Annotated in this window: 19 protein-coding genes and 1 tRNA gene; 4 read left to right on the forward strand and 16 right to left on the reverse strand. The window is 54.4% G+C overall.

Annotation, left to right across the window (positions count from 1 at the left end):
• Nucleotides 1-115: 115 nt before the first annotated feature.
• The 3 genes from N8E88_RS13945 to N8E88_RS13955 all read right to left on the reverse strand — a co-directional run bounded on the left by N8E88_RS13945 (nt 116) and on the right by N8E88_RS13955 (nt 4,127).
• On the reverse strand, nt 116-1,450 hold the full coding sequence (locus N8E88_RS13945; protein WP_262294187.1) for a glycoside hydrolase family 140 protein: 1,335 nt from the start codon (nt 1,448-1,450) through the stop codon (nt 116-118).
• Nucleotides 1,443-2,813, reverse strand: coding sequence for a glutamate-1-semialdehyde 2,1-aminomutase (locus N8E88_RS13950; protein WP_262294188.1), 1,371 nt, complete (start codon nt 2,811-2,813; stop codon nt 1,443-1,445). The genes N8E88_RS13945 and N8E88_RS13950 overlap by 8 nt, the downstream gene beginning before the upstream one ends.
• A gap of 99 nt (nt 2,814-2,912) precedes the next feature.
• Nucleotides 2,913-4,127, reverse strand: a complete 1,215-nt coding sequence (locus tag N8E88_RS13955) for a glycosyltransferase family 4 protein (protein ID WP_262294189.1) — start codon at nt 4,125-4,127, stop codon at nt 2,913-2,915.
• Nucleotides 4,128-4,438: 311 nt separating this feature from the next.
• Here N8E88_RS13955 and N8E88_RS13960 point away from each other — a divergent pair, with 311 nt between their 5' ends.
• The gene (locus N8E88_RS13960) at nt 4,439-5,683 is read left to right on the forward strand and encodes a polysaccharide pyruvyl transferase family protein (RefSeq protein ID WP_262294190.1); all 1,245 of its coding nucleotides are present in this window, start codon (nt 4,439-4,441) and stop codon (nt 5,681-5,683) included.
• On the opposite strand, the gene N8E88_RS13965 is transcribed toward N8E88_RS13960, so the two are convergent.
• Nucleotides 5,652-6,662, reverse strand: coding sequence for a glycosyltransferase family 2 protein (locus N8E88_RS13965; RefSeq protein WP_262294191.1), 1,011 nt, complete (start codon nt 6,660-6,662; stop codon nt 5,652-5,654). The genes N8E88_RS13960 and N8E88_RS13965 overlap by 32 nt on opposite strands.
• 34 nt (nt 6,663-6,696) lie before the next feature.
• Nucleotides 6,697-8,142, reverse strand: a complete 1,446-nt coding sequence (locus N8E88_RS13970) for an oligosaccharide flippase family protein (RefSeq protein ID WP_262294192.1) — start codon at nt 8,140-8,142, stop codon at nt 6,697-6,699.
• Between the two features lie 435 nt (nt 8,143-8,577).
• Between N8E88_RS13970 and N8E88_RS13975 the strand changes: the two genes are divergently transcribed.
• Nucleotides 8,578-8,874 (forward strand): hypothetical protein, encoded by a 297-nt coding sequence (locus N8E88_RS13975; RefSeq protein WP_112526220.1) that lies wholly within the window; start codon nt 8,578-8,580, stop codon nt 8,872-8,874.
• 3 nt (nt 8,875-8,877) lie between these two features.
• Entirely contained in the window at nt 8,878-9,984 is a 1,107-nt protein-coding gene (locus N8E88_RS13980; protein WP_262294193.1) for an NAD(P)/FAD-dependent oxidoreductase, read from the forward strand.
• 179 nt (nt 9,985-10,163) lie between these two features.
• Here N8E88_RS13980 and N8E88_RS13985 read toward each other — a convergent pair whose 3' ends face one another.
• Both N8E88_RS13985 and N8E88_RS13990 read right to left on the reverse strand, forming a co-directional pair.
• The gene (locus N8E88_RS13985) at nt 10,164-11,231 is read right to left on the reverse strand and encodes a porin (RefSeq protein ID WP_262294194.1); all 1,068 of its coding nucleotides are present in this window, start codon (nt 11,229-11,231) and stop codon (nt 10,164-10,166) included.
• Between the two features lie 567 nt (nt 11,232-11,798).
• A tRNA-Phe gene (locus N8E88_RS13990) sits at nt 11,799-11,874 on the reverse strand.
• A gap of 306 nt (nt 11,875-12,180) precedes the next feature.
• On the opposite strand from N8E88_RS13990, the gene N8E88_RS13995 reads away from it, so the two are divergent.
• Nucleotides 12,181-13,149, forward strand: a complete 969-nt coding sequence (locus N8E88_RS13995; RefSeq protein ID WP_262294195.1) for a Gfo/Idh/MocA family protein — start codon at nt 12,181-12,183, stop codon at nt 13,147-13,149.
• On the opposite strand, the gene N8E88_RS14000 is transcribed toward N8E88_RS13995, so the two are convergent.
• From N8E88_RS14000 to murA, 9 genes are all read right to left on the reverse strand, one after another.
• Entirely contained in the window at nt 13,146-14,285 is a 1,140-nt protein-coding gene (locus N8E88_RS14000) for a Gfo/Idh/MocA family protein (protein WP_262294196.1), read from the reverse strand. The genes N8E88_RS13995 and N8E88_RS14000 overlap by 4 nt on opposite strands.
• 68 nt (nt 14,286-14,353) lie before the next feature.
• Nucleotides 14,354-14,560: a DNA gyrase inhibitor YacG gene (yacG, locus tag N8E88_RS14005; protein ID WP_262294197.1), complete on the reverse strand. Its 207-nt coding sequence runs from the start codon at nt 14,558-14,560 to the stop codon at nt 14,354-14,356.
• Between the two features lie 14 nt (nt 14,561-14,574).
• Complete coding sequence (locus tag N8E88_RS14010) at nt 14,575-15,201, reverse strand: Maf-like protein (protein WP_262294198.1); 627 nt, start codon at nt 15,199-15,201, stop codon at nt 14,575-14,577.
• Between the two features lie 33 nt (nt 15,202-15,234).
• On the reverse strand, nt 15,235-15,453 hold the full coding sequence (gene infA / locus N8E88_RS14015; protein ID WP_008122731.1) for a translation initiation factor IF-1: 219 nt from the start codon (nt 15,451-15,453) through the stop codon (nt 15,235-15,237).
• A 127-nt stretch (nt 15,454-15,580) separates the two neighbouring features.
• On the reverse strand, nt 15,581-16,090 hold the full coding sequence (locus N8E88_RS14020) for an arsenate-mycothiol transferase ArsC (RefSeq protein ID WP_410010647.1): 510 nt from the start codon (nt 16,088-16,090) through the stop codon (nt 15,581-15,583).
• On the reverse strand, nt 16,066-16,545 hold the full coding sequence (locus N8E88_RS14025) for a UPF0262 family protein (protein ID WP_262294200.1): 480 nt from the start codon (nt 16,543-16,545) through the stop codon (nt 16,066-16,068). Before N8E88_RS14025 ends, N8E88_RS14020 begins: the two co-directional genes overlap by 25 nt.
• A 7-nt stretch (nt 16,546-16,552) precedes the next feature.
• Nucleotides 16,553-17,845, reverse strand: a complete 1,293-nt coding sequence (gene hisD / locus N8E88_RS14030) for a histidinol dehydrogenase (protein ID WP_262294201.1) — start codon at nt 17,843-17,845, stop codon at nt 16,553-16,555.
• A gap of 12 nt (nt 17,846-17,857) precedes the next feature.
• The gene (locus N8E88_RS14035) at nt 17,858-18,295 is read right to left on the reverse strand and encodes a DUF2948 family protein (protein ID WP_262294202.1); all 438 of its coding nucleotides are present in this window, start codon (nt 18,293-18,295) and stop codon (nt 17,858-17,860) included.
• 133 nt (nt 18,296-18,428) lie between these two features.
• Complete coding sequence (gene murA / locus N8E88_RS14040) at nt 18,429-19,718, reverse strand: UDP-N-acetylglucosamine 1-carboxyvinyltransferase (protein ID WP_262294203.1); 1,290 nt, start codon at nt 19,716-19,718, stop codon at nt 18,429-18,431.
• Between the last annotated feature and the right edge of the window lie 36 nt (nt 19,719-19,754).

Consider the following 19,754-nt stretch of genomic DNA (forward strand, 5'->3'; position numbering starts at 1 on the left):
GCGGGTGGGCGGAACCGCGAGAGAGGAGTTCGGAGGATCATCGACGATACGAACTACACTTTCGGCAAATGTGCTACGCCTTTTGTCCGATATGATCATCTGAACGCTGGCGCGCTCAGTCCTTATCGGTCAGCAGAAGGAGCCAGTCCGAAAAACCCGCTGAGTTTTGCGCCCGTGGGGTCTCGAATGCGATGGTGTTAGTGGAACGACTTTTCGCGAGCGCTTCACTGAATTGCCCGGAGGAAGGATCAAACCAGCGAGCGTATTGTGTTGTTGGCGCTAGCGCTGCTGTATCGAGGGTGACGCTGGTCCGGTCGGACAGGTAGATCACCGCGAGGTCGCTCTTTGCCGAACGACTGCCAATGGCATATCCAGGAAGCGGTGGATTCGCCGCGACAAGAAGTTTCCCCTGTTCTGGTTCGAGTGTCCACCAGGCGATGGTTTCAAAGAATACTTTAAGATGAGTTATGCTTTGGGCGCCGCGACTGGAAAGCGCCTCCTGCCAGCTGAGCGGTTGTTTGAAGAGGGCCGGGCCGGCAAAATGCCAGACCGGATTATTGCCAAACACTTGGCCGGCGGCTCCTGAAAGAATTGCGCCATACGCGATCTCCCGAATAGTTTGCTCGGTCGTGTTGTGCTCTCCTTCGTACATGCCTTCGATGAAAATGAATGGGCGCGCCGTTCCGGAGAGATAGCGTTCTAGGTTGGCAGTGTGAACATCGCCGTAGGTGTAAACCGTATCAAGGCCGAGCCATTTTTCTTCCCAACTGTGAAGAACATCCGTATCCCGCCCCGCATGCACCGTTTGGAGGGCTTCAGGATTTATCTCCTTGATTCCCTGTGCAAGAGCATCCACCAAGGTTTTTGTGGGCGGGTCCCAATCGCCACCCTGAACCCAGATAATATTATCGAAGCGGCGGTAGCGCTGACCGAGATAACGTCCGTATGATCTGAGCGCATCCGCGCCCGCATCGTGCATTTCCTGATACCATCCCTCGTCACCTCCATTGGTTCCCAGATACGCCGGTGTCAAAAGAACCAAAAACCCCCGTTCTCGAGCGCGTTCCAAAATCCAGTCTGCATCAGCAAAATAAGCCTCGTTCGGCCTCGTGAAGTTTCCGCCGCGAGCAAACGGAGCATGTTTATAATAGTTTTGCGGGGCATTTCTGCTGAAGCGATGTTCGATCAGTGAAACCAGTATCGTGTTAAAACCCCGACTCTGGCGATCGGCGAGGTACTTTTCTGCCTCCTCGCGCGACAAATCTCCAATCAACGACCATGCCGCATCGCCTGTCAGGAGAAAGGGGTGACCTGATGTATCCTGGAGGTAGCGATGGTTTTCGGAGACCTGCAGGGGAAAAACCGGCTGCTGTGCCTGGGCGGCGAACGAGCAACACATCGCCGATACAAGAAACAGCCAGAAGAATCTTTTTTCGGCCCAGTCAGCCATTGCCTGCTAGTTCCAGCGCGCGTTCGGCAACCGGCGGTCTATTAAAGCGCCGGAATACAACTTGCGATGGCTTACCTACGAGATAATTTTCAACACCGTTCTCGAGAGCCTGCTTGTAGATACCAAGCGCCCCATCGACCGCGTCGATCGTGCGCTGAACGTCGTCATCGCTGTGCGTATAACTGACCACTAGTGATGGCATAAGCACGCCGCGCTTGATGGTTTCTTGTAGGAACAACGTCCGGAATGCTTGAGACGGCGTCTTGGCTTGATCCAGCGTCGCATAAGCGAGGCAGCAGGACCGACCGGTAACCCGGAAATATTCGCCGACACCGTGACGAGCGATGACTTGATTTATGCCGGTTCTTAGAGCTTCACCTTGATCATACAGGTGCTCGATGACAGGCTCGTCTTGATAGATGCGCATCGTAGCGATGGCTGCAGCCAAGGCATGGGTTTCTGCGCCATGAGTTGTGGAAAGCAGGAATACGCGCGGACTACCCGTTTGTTCAAGTCCGCCAAGTTTCATGTATTCGCGTTTGCCAGCAAGAGCAGAGACGGAGAATCCGTTGCCCAGTGCTTTGCCGAAGCAGGACAAATCAGGTTCAATGCGATAGAGCTGCTGAGCGCCACCTTTGTGCCAACGAAAGCCTGTGATCATTTCGTCCAGAATAAACAAGGCTCCGTTGCTGTGGCAAAGATCACGCGCTGCATGAAGGAAATTATTCTTCGGATCATCACCACGTGACGGCTCAAGGATTAGCGCCGCGATTTTCCCCGGGTACCTGTTGAATAGCGCACGTATGCTATCAAGGTCATCGTATTTGAAAGTAACGGTGAGTTTCTGCACGGCATCAGGGATCCCTGCGTTCATCTCGGTGTTACCGATAAACCAGTCGTCGGTGGAAAAAAATGGATGATCACCGCAGCGCGCGATCATATCCCGTCCGGTCACCGCTCTTGCCAACCGGACCGCGCCGGATGTTGCATCCGATCCATCTTTGCAAAACTTCACCATTTCGGCACTAGAGATGGTTTCGAGGAAGGTTTCTGCACAGTGCACTTCTATGTCGGCGGGGCGGGTAAAATTGCACCCGAGCTGCAACTGATGTGTCGCTGCCTCCAGGACGGAAGCAAATGCATGGCCCAGTCCAACGGCACGGTTTCCCATTCCGTATTCTATGTATTCATTGCCATCGACATCCCATACGTGGCTACCGAAACCTTTGGCTATGAAGCCTGGCGATAGCTGCGGATATTGATCGTCGCCCTTGGCATAGGTATGTGCCCCTCCGGGAATTACATGGTGGGCAAGTGTGCGCAGGCGGCTTGATTCTTCGAAATTGTTAATCAACTGTGTCATCTGCCAAACCTTGTGGAAATCTTGGCCAGCACAGCTGGCGACAAAACTGCTGAGAGAACTATGGGCGTTTCAGGCCACATTTTCACTTCGGCAATTCAGTTACGAGAAAGAGCCAAAAGGCGTATAGGCGTACCGCTCTCTCATAACACGCAACCAGTTCTTGACTGGCCGTGGCACGTATGTGCGCAAGCCGGAACGAAGGCCCCGAGGAAAAGACCAGTCGTTTAGATCAAGCGGAGCGGCTATAGCCGGTCTGGTGGCGACAACACGGTCAATGACCTGGTGGTATCCGTTGGCCATTACTTCGAAAGTGAATGCATGTTCGGCTGCCTCTTTTGCCGCAAGGGAAGCACTGGCGAGTTTGGCTGGATCGGCGTTGAGCTTTGAAATGATCCGTGCAGCCTCAACGTAGTCACCTACCGGAAAGAGAAAGCCGCTTTTCTTGTCAGCGACAATAGTATCCGTTACGCCTTGTATATGCGAAGCAATTGGCACGCACCCTGAAGCCATCGCCTCGATAAGGGTCATCGGGTAGCCCTCGAATCGGGACGGCATGATCAGAGCATCGTGTTCGAACAGCAGTTGTGGAATAAGATCTGGTTGAATTGCCCCTAAAAAGGTTACCCTGTCTTTGTGATGGGCCAGCTTTTTTTTCAGTTGCTCCAGGTCCGGTCCACTGCCAGCAACCGTCAGGTTCACCGATGCGGGCGAGTTATCCAGGATACCGGTTAGCCAGAATACACCCTTGGACGTGTCCTCAACGCGGCCAAGAGAGAGCATTCGAAGGCCGTGTGCCTCGCGAGAAACCCGTTTCAAGGCCGTGAATGGTTCGATATCGATGGCGTTGGCGATTACAAACGTGCGCTCCTTGTCAAATTTGTATTTCTCTACCAGATCCCGGCGACAGCGCTCCGATACTCCAATCGTAGCGTGGACGTGATCCTTGATAGCTACAGCCGCCGCATAGGTTCCCGGAGTGATATTGTGAACGATCATGATACGCATGACATCGGCGGGCAAGTAGCGCGCGATGTTCATCTGGATGCGGTCAGTCAGAACGTTGACGAATACGCCATCGAATCCGCCATTCTGTACAGCAGCAGCGACCAATCTCGCCTGTTCCTGTTCATCTGCCGCCTCGCCCGCATCCACCATGGTGCCGAAGGCCGCCTCGGATTGCCATTCCGGCAATAGAGGATCGCCGAACCCGAGCCAATGCACGTCTATCCCGTGCATTGCCAAACCTTTGCGCAATTGCTTGAACACGGTGTAGGTGCCGCCGAGGTGCGGTCGAACGAAGTACGCGAACTTCATGGGCATTGATCCCCAAACTTTCCCGGCGCCCGCCGCCGAAACCCAATTGAATCATCATAGAGCCAGAAACCTACAGAGCAGAATGCGCCGTGAAGGGTAACAGGTGCAGCCTTTTGGAGGAGAACCCCAGTCGTTCGGTTGCTGCTGATACTCCAATGGCCATGTGTCGTTTGTCAGCAGATGGCAGCAAGATCAGAATGACAAAAGTGTATTGGATCGCGCTTGCGGGGGTGTCCGATAGCTTGAGTCGAGTCGTTGAAATGAAGCGTTGTCCTGTAGCAGATTCGAACAGGTCGATTGAGAGGCCTTGGATGAAAATCGCCTTGCTGGGTCAGTTCGGCAGCGGAAATACGGGCAATGACGGCTCACTTGAAGCCATGCTGGACTTTCTGCGTTCATCAAAGATCGACGCGGAGCTGCTCTGCATTTGTTCCAATCCGGAGGCTATTGCGAAAAAGTATAATATTGAGACGATAAGTATCCGTGTACTTGTCTCAAGAGGCCTCTGGTTCAATCGCATCAATCGAATGCTCGGTGATATTCCCCGACAAGTGATCGGATTCTATACAATCTTCGCTCAACTCAATGGACTGGATCTGATGATTATCCCAGGAACAGGGATACTGGACGATTTTCAGGAGACCGCATTTGGCTGGCCTTTCGTGATCCTCAGATGGTGTTTGGCCGCCAGACTGAACGGTATGCGCATTGCCTTTGTCAGCGTCGGTGCCGGACCAATCAGACTGCCTCTGAGCCGCTTGTTCTTGAAAACCGGCGCGCGGATGGCACACTATCGTTCCTATCGCGACAAACTATCGCGAGATTTCATGAAGAGTATCGGTTTCGATGTTAGTCGCGATCCCTTGAGCGCTGATCTCGCTTTTGGTCTTCCTGCTGCGGCGGAATCCGGTCGTGACAACCCGGATACAGTATGCGTTGGGGTGGGCATAATGGCTTATTCCGGCTGGAAGAAAGCCGACGAAGACGGCGAGGCCATTTATCGCACATATCTGGACAAGATAGCCGAGTTCATTTCCTGGCTGCAGGAGCGCGGACTGAACGTAAGATTGTTGACGGGAGATATCGTTGATCGCCGGGCGGTTGCCGACATCATGAATATGTTTCCCCAGAATGAAGCCCATAGCGGCAGCATGCATATTGTGGCGGAGGAGATGACCTCTTTGCATGACGTGATGGCGCAAATTGCGCACACCGATATCGTTGTGGCGACGCGCTATCACAATGTGATCTGTGCGCTGCGAATGGGCCGCCCGGTGATTTCGCTGGCCTACTCGACAAAAAACGACGCGCTGCTCAATGCAACCGGCCTTGAAGAATATTGCCACTATGTCGAGACATTCGATGTCGACGTTTTGAAATCCCAGGTTGAGAAAATGCTGGCCGAGCGTGCACGTCTTGTATTGGAAGTGAAAAAAGGCGTCGCTGCCTTCCAGACGCAACTGGCAGAGCAAGAAGCTTATATCCACTCGATCCTGGTCGATCCTGTTGAACAGCGCGGCGAAATCAAGGACGTGAGCCAGCTTCCCCAATCCTGAAACGCTTGGTTCCACGCGCCCACATATCAACAAGTCGCTGGAGGCGACGCAGCGTGTCTGGCCTCTGAAGCAGATATCCGACAGGTGGCAGAAACGCTGTTACAGGACGCCAGCGGAAAGCCAGCTTCAACAGCTCGCCCACACCCTTTTCCCCACGAAGGAGGTGGGAAATCGCCGACCAGTAAGCACGCTCGGCCAAACCGCGGCGCGCGAGACGGTGCAGATATTTGGCGTCGGGCATTTCGCCACCCTCATGGGCAAAGAAGCATTCGGCAGCATCGGCAGTGTGCAATATGTGCAATATCTGACGGGCCCACAAATCGCTGGAGCGATTAGTCCCGTGCGTGCGAATGCCCGCCTGAATGCAATCGAGCTCCGCTACGCTGCCGTGCAGCGCCAAGCGCAGCCACACATCGTAGTCATCGCTGTGCGGAAGTTCCGTGCGATAATAACCCGTGCTTTTTTGCACGCTGGTCCTGATGACAATCGATGGTCCAGGTATCTGGAAAACCCCTAAACGACAGAAGCGTTCGATGAAGGAGCGACTGCTATCCAGCCGATACTGTGGTCGTGCCTGTCCCGCTATACTGGGAATCGGGGAGTCGCCCTGGATATCCACATCACGACCATAGGTATAAGCAATGTCGGGATTTTCTTCCATGATGGTGATGGCACGATTGAGCGCGCCCGGTACCAGGAAATCATCGGAACATAATATAAGGAAATAATCCGATTCCGCCCAGTCGATTCCCTCGTTGAACGACGCGTGCGGGCCAAGATTTGTTTCGCGCAGCCGCAACTCGACACGCGGATCCATCGCTGCAAGCTCTCGCGCAACTTCGGAACTGTCATCGGTTGAGGCGTTGTCGATGATCAGAACGCGCAGTCTCTCGACATCCTGCGACAGCACGCTGCCAACGCATGCCCGCAAATAGCGACCGTAATTATAGTTTGGTATGACGACGTCAACGGACTTCACAGCATGCATCCCCAAGCTTTAGAGCGCGATTTAGTCATTCGGCCGGCACTCCCTGCTTGCTCGGCAGAAGCCGCGGCAAAAACAGGCCAACGATCCGGGTAAGCTCTTCGAGGAATGGATGCTTGACGATGACCAGAGCCGCCACCCACCCGATTGCCGAAAATAGGCCAGCAACAAGTGCCTGCAGAATGGAGAGATCGAACGCGAAGCCATTTGCGGCAAGAACACAGAGTGGTCCCAGAATCCCCCCGAAAGTCACTACCGCACTTTTGGTGAGTATTGCGAACAACTCCCGCCAGTGAAATGGCGCATGCCGGCGAACATAGATGAGCGAAATCAGCATCTGGAACGGCAGAGCGATGAATTGGCTTAGCACCAGCGCATACAATCCAAAGAAGCTCGCGGTACAGATGACAATTATCGACATGCCCCGGCCGATAAAATTTGCCCGGAACGCTTCCCGGTTCGCACCGAGAGCAACCAACACCGGGAACGTCAAAATGTTGGGAAACCAGAAGATGGCCGCGACTGACAGGATTTGCACAAGCGGAACTGTGGCATCCCAAGCTTGGCCAAGGGCGACGTGCACGATCGGGTGAGCAAGAATAGCAACGACGAGAACAGCGGGCCAATAGAGTGCTGTGATATAACTGATGATTTTGAGATAGGCGTCCTTGACGCTTCGTTGGGCTCTCGCTTCGGCGGCAAATGCAGGAAACGCGACTGAAAAAATCGCCGACAGCAATATTTTGTCGGGGAGTCCGCAGACAACATTGGCTCGGTTAAAAAGGCCGACGGCAGTCAAAGGCATAATGCGCCCCAATACCAGCTGGGGAAGCGCCTCATATGTTCTGTCAAGAACGGTCGAAGCACCCTTGTAGCCACCGAAAATGAAGAACTCGTACCAGCCTTTCAGTCGTGGCCTGAACATCCAGAAAATCGGTCGTGCATGGAATGCAAGAACCATTCTGACCAATGCAGATGAAAGTGTTCCCCACGCAAAACTCATAAAGCCAAAGCCAAACCATGCAAACGCTATGGTTACCAAGGCGTTGACAATGCTCCCCAGTGCGTTGATGCGTGTGAGGTTGCCAAACTCCATATCCCGGCGCAGCAATGCAGCGATGGTACTGACTGGTGCATCGATCACACCGGAAATTGCCAGAACACAGACGAATGCACTAAGGCCCGCTTCGGAATAAAAACCCGCAAACCAGTGGGCCAAGAGAATAAGAAGCGAGCCGATTGCAACCGAAAAGCCGAATATAAGTGTAAAGCCAGTACGAACGTCTTCCTCTGAAACATCTTCGCGTTGAATGAGATACTCCGACGTCACGAACTCTCGGAAATTGAACGCAATGGTTCCTATCCCCAGGCCAATGACCGCAAGCCCGATCGCCGTGCTGTCTAACAGACGGGACAGAACGGCAATCATCGATATGCTGACAATCACCTGTGAATATTGTTCCAAGGCCGCCATAAAATATGCCCGGCGAACGTTCCCCACCTAGATACCTCGCGTGTATTGGTCAAAGTCTACCTAACCAACGCTTGATGAGTGCAAAAAACTTGGGTTTTGAAACTATTCTTCAAACGCACAGAATCGCACAGAACGCCGATTTCATCACGACGATAACCGTTGCCGTCACTTCCTTTAAGCTGACCAATGAGATGAACGATAACATAGCCATTCGACGTAATCGCGAGAGACAACCGAACATGCTCGAATCAATCCGAGGTAGCCAGCTTCATCCTGACATCGCTCAAATGTGGAGCGCGGCAACATACTCGTTGTTGAACTAGCACATATTATCCGCTTTTGGATGTGTCCGATGTCCCTGAAGCCAATTACCAATTTTCCCTGTAAGTGTCTTTAGTTAGACGGCTGTACTGACTGCATCGGATCAGAGAACCCATGATCGAAGACGAACAAATCCGGATTGAACTAATGGCCACACAATTTTGGCTACGCGCTCTGTTCATGCATATGGCGACGGGGACGCCCCCCACTTCCATTTCCGTTCAGGAGTATCTGACCGAACTCAAAAATTCCGCGCCCCAGGATTATGGCAGCAGCCTTTCCCCCGCGGATTGGGACAAGGAACATCTCTTGCACTATCCTTGTTACGAGCGAGTCGGGCTTCAGATTATCGAAACCCTTCAAAGCCTGGAAAGGAAGCTCGCACCTTTTGCCGTGCATGGAGGGCACTGACAATTGGAACGTGTGGAGTGCCTTATCGCGGGCGGAGGTGTCATCGGGCTGGCGATCGCTCGTTCGTTTGCGCGTCGCGGTATCGAGACTCTGATTGTCGAAGAGGCCGAAACAATCGGAACGGGCACGAGTTCGCGCAACTCCGAGGTTATCCACGCCGGCATCTATTACCCGCAAAACAGCCTGAAAAGCAGGTTATGTATCGAGGGCCGAAATGCTCTATATGCTTTTGCGGAGAGGCATGGCGTTCCGCATTCCCGCTGCGGCAAGCTGATCGTAGCTACAAACGAAGTTCAAGTTCCGATATTAAGTACCATAGCTCAAGGAGCGGAAACGTGCGGTGTTTCTGATCTGGAGCATTTGTCGGAGCTGGAAGCGTGCAGACGCGAGCCGGAACTAACGTGTACTGCTGCCCTGTTTTCGCCTTCAACGGGCATCATAGACAGCCACAGCTTGATGTTGGCGCTGCTCGGTGACGCGCAGGACTACGGCGCAGCAATTTCATTTCGGACCACCATCGTTTCCGCTGAAACCAACGCCGATGGTTTGCGAATGGAAACAATTGATGCCTCCAATGGACGCACGTTTGAGCTTCAGGCATCCACATTCATCAATGCGTGCGGCCTCCAGGCACCAGCCATCGCTTCATCCATTACCGGACTACAGCGAGAGTTCATCCCCGACAGGCGATTTGCCAAGGGCAACTATTTTTCGGCGACGGGCAAGACGCCGTTCACGCACCTGATTTATCCAGTCCCGGAAGAAGGGGGTTTAGGCGTTCATCTCACGCTTGATCTGCACGGCCGGATGCGGTTCGGTCCCGACGTCGAATGGGTGGAATCGATCGAATACAGTGTCGATCCTAAACGGGCAGACCGTTTCTACGACGAAATACGCAAATACTGGCCCAATCTCGCCGACGGTTCATTGCAGCCTGCTTACAGCGGCATCAGGCCAAAGCTGACCATCGGCGGCGAACCGATAACTGATTTCGTCATCGAAGGTCCTGCCACACACGGTGTCAAAGGTTTGGTGAATCTTTTTGGTATTGAAAGCCCGGGGCTGACATCCTGCCTTGCGATCGCAAACCATGTATCGAACATGGTGTGACGTAACACTGCAAGCGAGATGGTGGGATAAAACGAAAACGGTGAGCCGCGGGGCCCACCGTCTCGTGAGAATGAGGCGACTGGAGATCACATCATCACACTCTGGCGTTGCAGTCCTTCTACAGCGCCAAATCGGATAAAACCCGGGGGCAATAGCCCCCGGATAGTTGACACCGGCGATTAGAAGTTGCGCTGGAAGCGGATGATGCCGCCGAATGCGTCGTCGCTGCCGCCAAGGGCATCAGAAACGTCAGCACGTACGCCGTCGAACTTGGTGTAGTTGATTTCTGGCGTGATCATGAAGCCAGGAACCAGCTCGTAAGCTACGTTAAGAGCGAGGGCATATGTGCCTTCTTCTTCGTAAGCAGCCTGTGCGTTGATGGTTGCCTTGTCGGTAGCCTTGACGGAGAACCCGCCCCAAGCTGCCCAATCGCCTTCCCATGTACCGAACCAGTTACGCTCGACCAAGCCTTCGTCGTAGTTGGACTGATAGCCACCCATGATGAATGCCGAGAACATTTCGTTGAACTTCACGTCCAAGCGCAGCTTGCCAGCGAATTCTTCAACGTTGGAGTCGTAACCGACAACACCGGAAACGCCACCCCAAGCCTGTTCGAACTTCGCACCAGCGAGAACGTGAGGCATGTAGTCTTCGATGACATAGTCATCCTGACCCTGTTCAGCACCGATGATAGCGGAGAAACCGTTGCCACCCTTGAAAGTGTAGCTGACCTGGTTGCTCTGGCCGGACTGGTAGTTGATCACGTCGTCGTTGATGACGCCACCAGCATAATCTGTCCACGAACCGTAGAGTTCGTCAGCAGTACCGATGCGGAAACCACCGAGTTCAATCCATGCCTGCGGCAGCGAACCCTCGCTGGATTCACCATCGTCATACTGGAAACGGCCCTGGATGTAGGAACGCAGAGTGCCAAGTTCGGTTTCCGAACGAGCGTCGAAACGTACTTCTGCACGAGTACGCTTATGCCAGGTCTCGTCACCATTGGCACCAACGTTCCCACCGGTATAAACGTCGTCGCCAGCCTGGGCATCATAACGGACGTAGCCGCTGATCTTCAGGCAGGTCTCGGTCCCCGGAATGTAAAAGAAGCCAGCGCCGTATGCGTCGCAAACGCGAACGTATTCGACGGGCTCTGGTTCAGCAACAACGACTGCATCTGCAGCGCGTGCCCCCGAAACTGCAACCAGGGCTGCAGCGGAGCCGATAAGAAGGCTCTTAATGTTCATTGTTGATCTCTCCATATGTGTCTTGTTGACCCGGCGATCTAACTTAACTTTAGCGGCGGGGTCAAAGAACTTATGGCCAGAACGGCCTATCCTATGCAACTTGGGGTTACAGTGTTGCCGTTTTATCACGAAAACGTGAGCCAATCGTGAGTCATTTCCCATAAGGTATTGAAAACGAATCATTATTTGAGTGAATCTTTGTGATTCTTTAAAAGTTACTTAATTGCCTCGGCCTTCATGATTTTGGTTTCGCATATTATTCATTTACCTCAGTTCAACTGTTAACAGCACAATCATTTTCTGAAGCAGGCTATCACAGTGTAATTGCTTATATCTGTCTTTGTACTTTATGCATTAAACTAAGGTATAAAGAACAATACTTGATATCGAAGATAGAGTCGGACGGCCTGTGGCGTCTGTCTACAACTCAGCGCATCAAATGCCGCACAAGATCCGACGCTGCGACGGGACCAGACTGGGGACAGCGGAGCGCGTGCAAGCGCGACGAAAAGGTGCCGCGCCCGGTTACGAGGGTTAACATAATTTCTTTTTTACTGAGAGAAAGAGTGGTGCCCAGACGCGGATTCGAACCACGGACACGCGGATTTTCAATCCGCTGCTCTACCAACTGAGCTATCTGGGCATTCGTGGCGTTTCCGTTATCCGGCAAGCCATATCGACGGGTTGGCTTTCCGTCAGAAGCGCGTGGGTTATAACACTAAAAATCGTGCTGTCCAGCATCAACAAGTGAATTTTTTGCCGTTTTTCTGCCTCTTGCAAAGGGCATGCATTGGTGCGTTTGTTGGGGCTTGTAGACGGGAATCGTATTGCATGGATGAAATGGGGGAAAAGACAGCCAAGGACCGGGTCTTTGGTTGGGGGATTATTGGCAGCGGCGAAATCGCCCGGCGATTTGCGTCGGACCTGATGCTCGTGCCGGATGCCGCGCTTGTGGCCAATCACTCCCGGAGTGCGTCCAACGCAAAGGAGTTCCGCAACGCTTTCCGCAGCCGCCGCGCTTATTCGGACCTTGATCTCGTTTTTGAGCGACCCGTCCGTCGATGCAGTCTATGTTGCGACGCCAAATTCCCTACATTTGGCCCAGTCGCTAAAAGCAATGCGAGCCGGCAAGGCGATCCTCGCGGAAAAACCCCTTGCCCCCTCGCATACGGAGGCCTCTGTCATCCAGCGGGAAGCAGCCAGGGTGAATGTCTTTGCCATGGAAGCGATGTGGACGCGGTTCCTGCCTGCCGTAGTTGCAGCCAAAGCAAACGTCGATGCGGGCGAGATCGGCGCTATTCGCAAGATAACGGCGGAGCTGGCCTATAAATATGAGTATGATCCGGAAAGTCGCTATTTCAGCCGGTCGCTCGGCGGCGGTGCCAGTCTTGATCTCGGTATTTATTGTGTATCTCTCGCTATGTACTTTCTAGGCCAGCCACAGAAGGTTTCAGGTCTCTGGTACCCTGCGCCAAATGGCGTCGACATGAGTTCAGAAATAACGCTGCATTACAACGAGGCGGAAGCGCAGCTCACGAGCGGGTTCGACCGAGATGGTGCGAACCATTTCGTCATCGAAGGCACAAAAGGTATGCTCCGGTTGAATGCGCCGTTCCTGAAGGCGCAGCGGTTGACAGTCTATCAAGGTTTCACGCAGCGCGCGCCCTTTGGTCCGCTGTCAGGACCATCCGGGCTTGCCAGCAAAATTCTCGACCGACTTCCCCTGCCTGGACGCAGAGTGGAAGACTATCCTTTCGAGGGCAATGGGTTGCAATTTGAAGTGATGGCAATGATGGACGCGATGCGTAACGGCGAAAAAACCTCGGCGGTCATGCCGCTTTCGGATAGCATCAACGCTCTGCGTGCCATCAACATCGTCCTGGCGCAACCGGCGACAACGCGCATTATCAAGCTCTAGAAAGTACTTCGCATCTTGTAAGGTTGTGGCAGCGAACCAGCGTTGTTCAACGCGAGCGCCAACTCGGTAATGTGAAGCGCAACCTTGCCCGACGAAAACAACGACCTGCCCTGTTCAATGGCATCAGCCTGCGCGGCAATGCCCCCGGCAAAATCGATCTGCGATGGATAAGCCGGGAGCTTCGCACGTCTTGCCGAATTGTCATAAGCGAGTTTGCGTCCCGGCAATGGCTTCCAGCGCAGGAAGCGCTTGAGATGCACTTCCATAAGATCGACAACCTTGGTGCGTAGCGTCCGGCCTTCTGCGGCAGTTTCAAGATAGATTGCTGATCGGTGATTCCAAAGATCTTCCGCCGTCAGTGTTCCCCTATCACCGAGAATCATCAATGATCGGTCGCGCGGCACAGCAAGACCGCACGTGACACGAGCGATGACACCTGAATGAAACTGCAGGCAACCAACGGAAAAATCGGGCCCCATCTTGATTGTCCCGGTTCCCGGTCCCTTGTCCGGAAATGTGAGGGTCGAGAAAGCGGCTAGGCTTTCGACGGGACCAAACAAAGAAACCAGCCAAGACAGCGCATAACCGGCGTGTTCGAGCGTACAGCCTATTTCGAACTCATGCAGACCGGGCCATCGCGCGCCCGAAACGGAACGCCATCCCTGCCAATTGGCGCGGAAAACCGGACCGTCCTCCATCTGGGCATAGACCAGTCGCGGTTGACCGATGTCGCCAAGCGACATGGCGACGAGCCTGTACGCATCGCTCATAGCATTGGCTGGTGCTGATGCCAGGATAAGATCAAGGCGTTCGGCAAGCGCTACTAGTTCCGCCGCTTCTTCGTAGCGCATGGCAAGCGGCTTTTCGCAATAGACATGTTTGCCGGCCTCCAACGCCTGTTTCGAGAGCAAGTAATGATTTTCGGGTGTCGTCAGATTGACAACAATCCTGACCTCGTCGTCGGCTAGAATTGCTTCGAAGTCGGGATACGTCGCGACCTTATAGTGATGAGCAAACTGTTTCAGGCGCGCTGGATCCTCGTCATAGACGCCACCCAGCACGAGCTGCGGATGGTTGACGAGCGTCGTCATATAGTAATCGGCAACAAAGCCGGTGCCGATGATCGCAATCTTCATAGAGCGTTCCTGTCCTGACCAGGGCAGAAATTAGCGACATGAAATGAAAAGAACGTGAAGCGGCTCGGCTATTCCTCCTCGTCGCCGCTGTCGTCAGCACTTTCGACGGCTGGTAACACATAGGCTCCGGTCAGCCAGCGATTGAGATCGATGTTGCGGCAGCGTGCCGAACAGAAGGGGTAATGTTCCCGTTGGGAAGGACGCTTGCATTCCGGGCAAGGTCGCGTCGGCCGCAAGGGCGTGACGTTTGCCGTGCTTTTCTTTGTCTCAGTCAATAGATCAGTTCCGTTTAATGTCCTGAAGATTGCCAGTTGGCATAGACCGGATAGCCTTCACCATGCAGGAGGCTGGCGGTCTCATAGAGCGGCAGTCCGACGACATTGCTATAGGAACCAACCAGCTTGACGACAAAGCCGCCTGCAAGTCCCTGGATCGCATAGCCGCCGGCCTTGCCGCGCCATTCCCCAGAAGCAAGATAGCTCTCCAGCTCCTCTCGCGAAAGACGTTTAAAGCGCACGCGAGTTTCAATCAGATCTTGACGCTGCTTGCCTTGGGGTGTGATGAGACAGAGCCCGGTATAGACACGATGCGAACGGCCTGAGAGCAATCGGAGGCATGCAGCCGCATCGTCGAGGATTTCCGCTTTTGGCAGAATTCGCCGGCCAACCGCGACAACCGTATCAGCAGCCATGATATAGGCACCGCTGAAATCCGGATCGTTCCTCAGCTCGTGTGCGATTTTCTCTGCTTTCAGGCGACTCAGACGACGAGCAAGCGAACGCGGATGTTCGGCCCGCAGCGGGGATTCGTCGACATCCGCAGGCAGCAAGCGATCCGGCTCGATACCGATCTGACTCAGGAGCGCCAGACGGCGCGGCGAGCCAGATGCAAGAACGAATTTGTGCTGATCGCTCATTGACGTGGAATATCCTGCGTAGCGCGGAGCTGATTATTTGAAGCGGTAGGTGATGCGACCCTTCGTCAGATCGTAAGGGGTCATTTCAACGAGAACTTTGTCGCCGGCGAGAACGCGGATGCGGTTCTTGCGCATGCGGCCAGCCGTGTGTGCGATGATTTCATGATCATTTTCCAGCTTTACCCGAAACATCGCGTTGGGCAACAGCTCCGTCACGAGACCAGGAAACTCCAATACTTCTTCTTTCGCCATGCGTAGTGCTATCTCCGATAAGGGAATTTGAGGTCATGCTCGACCGCAATTTTGCGCGGAACCTATAGTATTGCGCACCATTTGTGAACAAGGGAGTTCGATACAATTACAAGGGTTGCACAGGCGTTCAGCCGGTTCTACCGAAACGCTCCAGAATATGACGTTTCAGATTTTCCCGAACATCACGATAAGCGTCCAATATCTGATTGCGGCGGCCCCGTACCAAGGTAGGATCGGGTGTCGGCCAATATTCGACATGTACAGACGTCGTTCTGGTCAATTCAAGTGCCATGTGGTGGGCCTTGGGCGACAATGTAATGATCAAATCGAAATAATCATCTTCCAGCTCTTTAAATGTGCGCGGCTGGGCAGAGATTCGTTTCAATCCGACCTCTTCCAGAACCGCTTCCACAAACGGATCAGGCTCGCCTTTCTCGACACCTGCCGAGGCGATATAGATCCTCGATGGCAGGAGACTGCGTGCTAGTGCCTCCGCTATCGGCGATCGGATCGAATTCAGGCCACAAATGAACAAGACTGCACTCGGCACCACCGCTTTTGCGGGTTCCTGGTCGTCAGGCAGCTTTTCCACTCCGATAGTCACTGGTTCGCCTAACCCCGCCAATGCAGCACACATACCAACGTGAAAAGTCGGCGGGCGGTGTCGAAGTCCACCTCGATCTTGCCGTTCAAACGATCCATCAGGGCCTGCGAACCCTCGTTGTGCAATCCGCGCCGACCCATATCGATAGCTTCGATCTTGCTTGGGCTGGAAGCGCGGATGGCCTCATAATAGCTTTCGCAGATCATGAAATAATCCTTCACGACCTTGCGCAACGGCGTCAGCGACAGGATATGCGTAACGACTTCATCGCCATTTTCGCGCGAGATGGCGAATATCAGCCGGGATTCCACCAGCGATATCCTAAGCCGATAGGGACCATTCCCCTCATCCCCCACAGGGCGAAAGCTGTTCTCTTCGATTAGATCGAAAATGGCGACAGCGCGTTCGTGCTCAACGTCCGGCGTAGAGCGGCCGATCGTCTCGTCCAGCTCCACATCAATCAGTCGCGCCATTTCCGTCGCTGTCATTATTTCCCTACAGGTTCAACCGGATTGCAACGGAATTGCCATGGGCATCGAGGCCCTCTGCACGCGCAAGTTCGATCGCTGCCGGACCCAGGGCGCGCAACTGCTCCACACCCAATTTCAGGATCGAGGTTCGCTTCACATAGTCGAGCACCGAAAGACCGGAAGAAAATCGCGCCGAGCGTGCCGTGGGCAAAACATGATTTGAGCCGCCCACGTAATCGCCGATCACCTCCGGTGTGTAACGTCCAAGGAAGATCGCCCCCGCGTTGCGAACACCTGCCAGCAGTATTTCGGGGTCGGCAGTCGCGATCTCGAGATGCTCGGCAGCGATCCGGTTAACGAGCGGCAGCGCCGATAATAGGTCGGATACCAGAATAATGGCACCATAATCGCGCCAGCTAGCGCTTGCGGCCTCGGCTCGCGGCAATGTCAGTAGCTGGCGTTCCACAGCGGCGATGACCGCGTTACCCAAGGCCTCGTCGTCAGTGATCAGGATAGACTGTGCGGCACTATCGTGTTCCGCCTGCGCCAAAAGGTCAGCTGCGATCCAGTCCGGATCATTGTCGCTGTCAGCCACAATCAAAACTTCCGACGGACCCGCAATCATGTCGATGCCGACCTTGCCGAACACGCGGCGCTTGGCGGCTGCCACATAGGCATTGCCAGGACCTATGATCTTGGCGACCGGCTCAATTGTTTCAGTGCCATAAGCGAGCGCCGCAATGGCCTGTGCGCCGCCAACGCGGTAGATTTCCGAGACGCCGGCAAGCCGGGCTGCAACCAGCACGAGCGGATTGAGCTTGCCGTCAGGCGACGGTACAACCATGACGATACGTTCGACGCCGGCGACCTGAGCCGGAACAGCGTTCATAAGCACGGAACTCGGATAGCTCGCCGTGCCGCCCGGAACATAGAGCCCGACCGACTCGACTGCCGTCCAACGCGAGCCGAGCTCGACACCCAACGCGTCTGTGTAACGATCATCCTGCGGCATCTGCCGCGCGTGATGCGAATGAATGCGATTGCGCGCCAATTTCAGTGCTTCGACCGTTTGTATTGGCGCGGATGCTACGGCAGCGTCGATCTCGGCCGAGGTGATCGCAATGCCGTGTTGCACAAGATCGATCCGGTCGAAGCGTAGCGAATAGTCAATCAGTGCGGCGTCGCCCTCGGTGCGGACGCGATGAATTATATCGGCAACAGCGCGGTCCACGTCCTCAGAAACCTCACGCTTGGTAGCGAGAAATGCAGAAAACCGCGATTCAAAATCGGGTTCGGACTGTCTCAGCACAAATGCCACGCTAATCACTCCTCAGACTTCGTGTTCCGGTTTGAACGTGGTTTGCCAAGCAGGACCGAGATCGGTCAACTGCGCCTCAATGGCTTCCACTTCCAGCCGCAGCGCCTTATTGGCGGCGAAGGTCAACTCGACGATGCCGGAAGGGGCGTCCGACACGATAAAATGGATTGCAAGAAGCGACAGGACATCGTCCTTGCGCTGGTGATCAATGCCGGTCGCCTTGACGCTATATATGCGATCAAAAAGCAATGCTGCGCGGCGACGTTCAAAGCTACGGCGGCGCTTGCCATCGGCAGCCTGTTCCCAGACAAACCGGTTAACGTCAAGAACAAGTTTCTTTTCAGCGACCAGATATTCAATGTCGCTAACTTTCAACACAGAATCCTGCAGATGCGCGGACAGGATCTGCAGATCTTCCTCATCAAGCGCGATGAGTTTGAGAGTGTCCATGTCTTCCCTTTGCAAAATTGAGCGAGATCGCAATGCCGGGCCGACATCACGATATCCTTTCCTGTTAGAGGAAAGTGCAGGGAAATGGAATTATGCGTTACGCAGAATCTGTGATGACACCACGAAAGTAAGATCAGTCACTGATACGCTCGACAACTGCGCCGCAGCGCGTCAGCTTTTCCTCGAGGCGTTCGAAACCGCGATCGAGATGGTAGACGCGGTTGACGATTGTGTCGCCCTCGGCGGCAAGTCCAGCAATGACCAGCGAGACCGAGGCCCGCAAATCGGTCGCCATCACAGGTGCGCCCTTCAGCCGTTCGACACCTTCGATCTTCGCTGTCTGGCCCGATAGTGAAATCTTGGCTCCAAGCCGCGCCAACTCCTGCACGTGCATGAAGCGGTTTTCAAAGATAGTCTCCGTGATGTGGGACGTGCCCTTCGCCTTGGTCATCAGGCCCATGAATTGCGCTTGAAGATCCGTCGGGAATCCTGGGAACGGCTGAGTCGTCACATCAACCGGCATGATGCCATGGCCGTTGCGGACAACACGCAGGCCCGAATTGGTTTCGGAGATTTCCGCTCCGGCCTGACCGAGCGTGGTCAAGGCCGCGCTGAGCAAACTGGCATCGGCGCCTTCGAGTATGACGTCACCACCGGTCATGGCGACAGCCATGGCATAGGTGCCGGTCTCGATTCGATCTGGAATGACGCGAACGCGTGCTCCGGAAAGGCTCACGACACCTTCGATCGTGATTGTCGGCGTGCCTGCACCGCTGACCTTCGCCCCCATGGCATTGAGACAGTCAGCCAGGTTGACAACTTCGGGTTCCTGTGCGGCGTTTTCGAGGACCGTCTCGCCCTTAGCCAGAGTCGCGGCCATCATCAATACATGGGTCGCGCCAACCGAAACTTTCGGGAACACGTAGCGGGTACCGACAAGACCGCCCTTGGCACTGGCCTTGACATAACCATTCTCGATCTCGATATCTGCGCCAAGCGCGCGCAGGCCATCGATAAACAGATCCACCGGACGCGTGCCGATGGCACAGCCGCCTGGCAGCGAGACCGTAGCCACCCCCATCCGCGCAAGAAGCGGGCCAACGACCCAGAAGCTTGCACGCATCTTGGAAACGAGTTCATAGGGCGCCATCGTATCGACGATATTGCGCGCCGTGAAATGGATGGTGCGTGAATATGCGCCGTCCTGGCGTTCGCGGCGACCATTGACGGAATAGTCGACACCATGATTGCCGAGAATACGGATTAATTGTTCAACGTCGGCGAGATGAGGAACGTTTTCCAGCGTCAGTGTATCGTCCGTCAGGAGCGATGCGATCATCAACGGCAAGGCCGCATTCTTGGCACCCGAAATCGGAATGACGCCATTGAGCTTGTTACCGCCAACAATCTTGATGCGATCCATATTGTGTCACTTTCGCGGGAACGTACCCGTCCTGTC

It is taken from the genome of Phyllobacterium zundukense, assembly GCF_025452195.1.
Lineage (GTDB): Bacteria > Pseudomonadota > Alphaproteobacteria > Rhizobiales > Rhizobiaceae > Phyllobacterium > Phyllobacterium zundukense_A.

Excerpts from the sequence above, each read along its gene's own strand:
- N8E88_RS13945 (WP_262294187.1), bottom strand. The coding sequence starts at position 1,450 with ATGGCTGACTGGGCCGAAAAAAGATTCTTCTGGCTGTTTCTTGTATCG.
- N8E88_RS13950 (WP_262294188.1), bottom strand. The coding sequence starts at position 2,813 with ATGACACAGTTGATTAACAATTTCGAAGAATCAAGCCGCCTGCGCACA.
- N8E88_RS13955 (WP_262294189.1), bottom strand. The coding sequence starts at position 4,127 with ATGAAGTTCGCGTACTTCGTTCGACCGCACCTCGGCGGCACCTACACC.
- N8E88_RS13960 (WP_262294190.1), top strand. The coding sequence starts at position 4,439 with ATGAAAATCGCCTTGCTGGGTCAGTTCGGCAGCGGAAATACGGGCAAT.
- N8E88_RS13970 (WP_262294192.1), bottom strand. The coding sequence starts at position 8,142 with ATGGCGGCCTTGGAACAATATTCACAGGTGATTGTCAGCATATCGATG.
- N8E88_RS13975 (WP_112526220.1), top strand. The coding sequence starts at position 8,578 with ATGATCGAAGACGAACAAATCCGGATTGAACTAATGGCCACACAATTT.
- N8E88_RS13985 (WP_262294194.1), bottom strand. The coding sequence starts at position 11,231 with ATGAACATTAAGAGCCTTCTTATCGGCTCCGCTGCAGCCCTGGTTGCA.
- N8E88_RS14000 (WP_262294196.1), bottom strand. The coding sequence starts at position 14,285 with ATGAAGATTGCGATCATCGGCACCGGCTTTGTTGCCGATTACTATATG.
- N8E88_RS14010 (WP_262294198.1), bottom strand. The coding sequence starts at position 15,201 with ATGAGCGATCAGCACAAATTCGTTCTTGCATCTGGCTCGCCGCGCCGT.
- infA (WP_008122731.1), bottom strand. The coding sequence starts at position 15,453 with ATGGCGAAAGAAGAAGTATTGGAGTTTCCTGGTCTCGTGACGGAGCTG.
- N8E88_RS14020 (WP_410010647.1), bottom strand. The coding sequence starts at position 16,090 with ATGTGTGCTGCATTGGCGGGGTTAGGCGAACCAGTGACTATCGGAGTG.
- N8E88_RS14025 (WP_262294200.1), bottom strand. The coding sequence starts at position 16,545 with ATGACAGCGACGGAAATGGCGCGACTGATTGATGTGGAGCTGGACGAG.
- N8E88_RS14035 (WP_262294202.1), bottom strand. The coding sequence starts at position 18,295 with ATGGACACTCTCAAACTCATCGCGCTTGATGAGGAAGATCTGCAGATC.
- murA (WP_262294203.1), bottom strand. The coding sequence starts at position 19,718 with ATGGATCGCATCAAGATTGTTGGCGGTAACAAGCTCAATGGCGTCATT.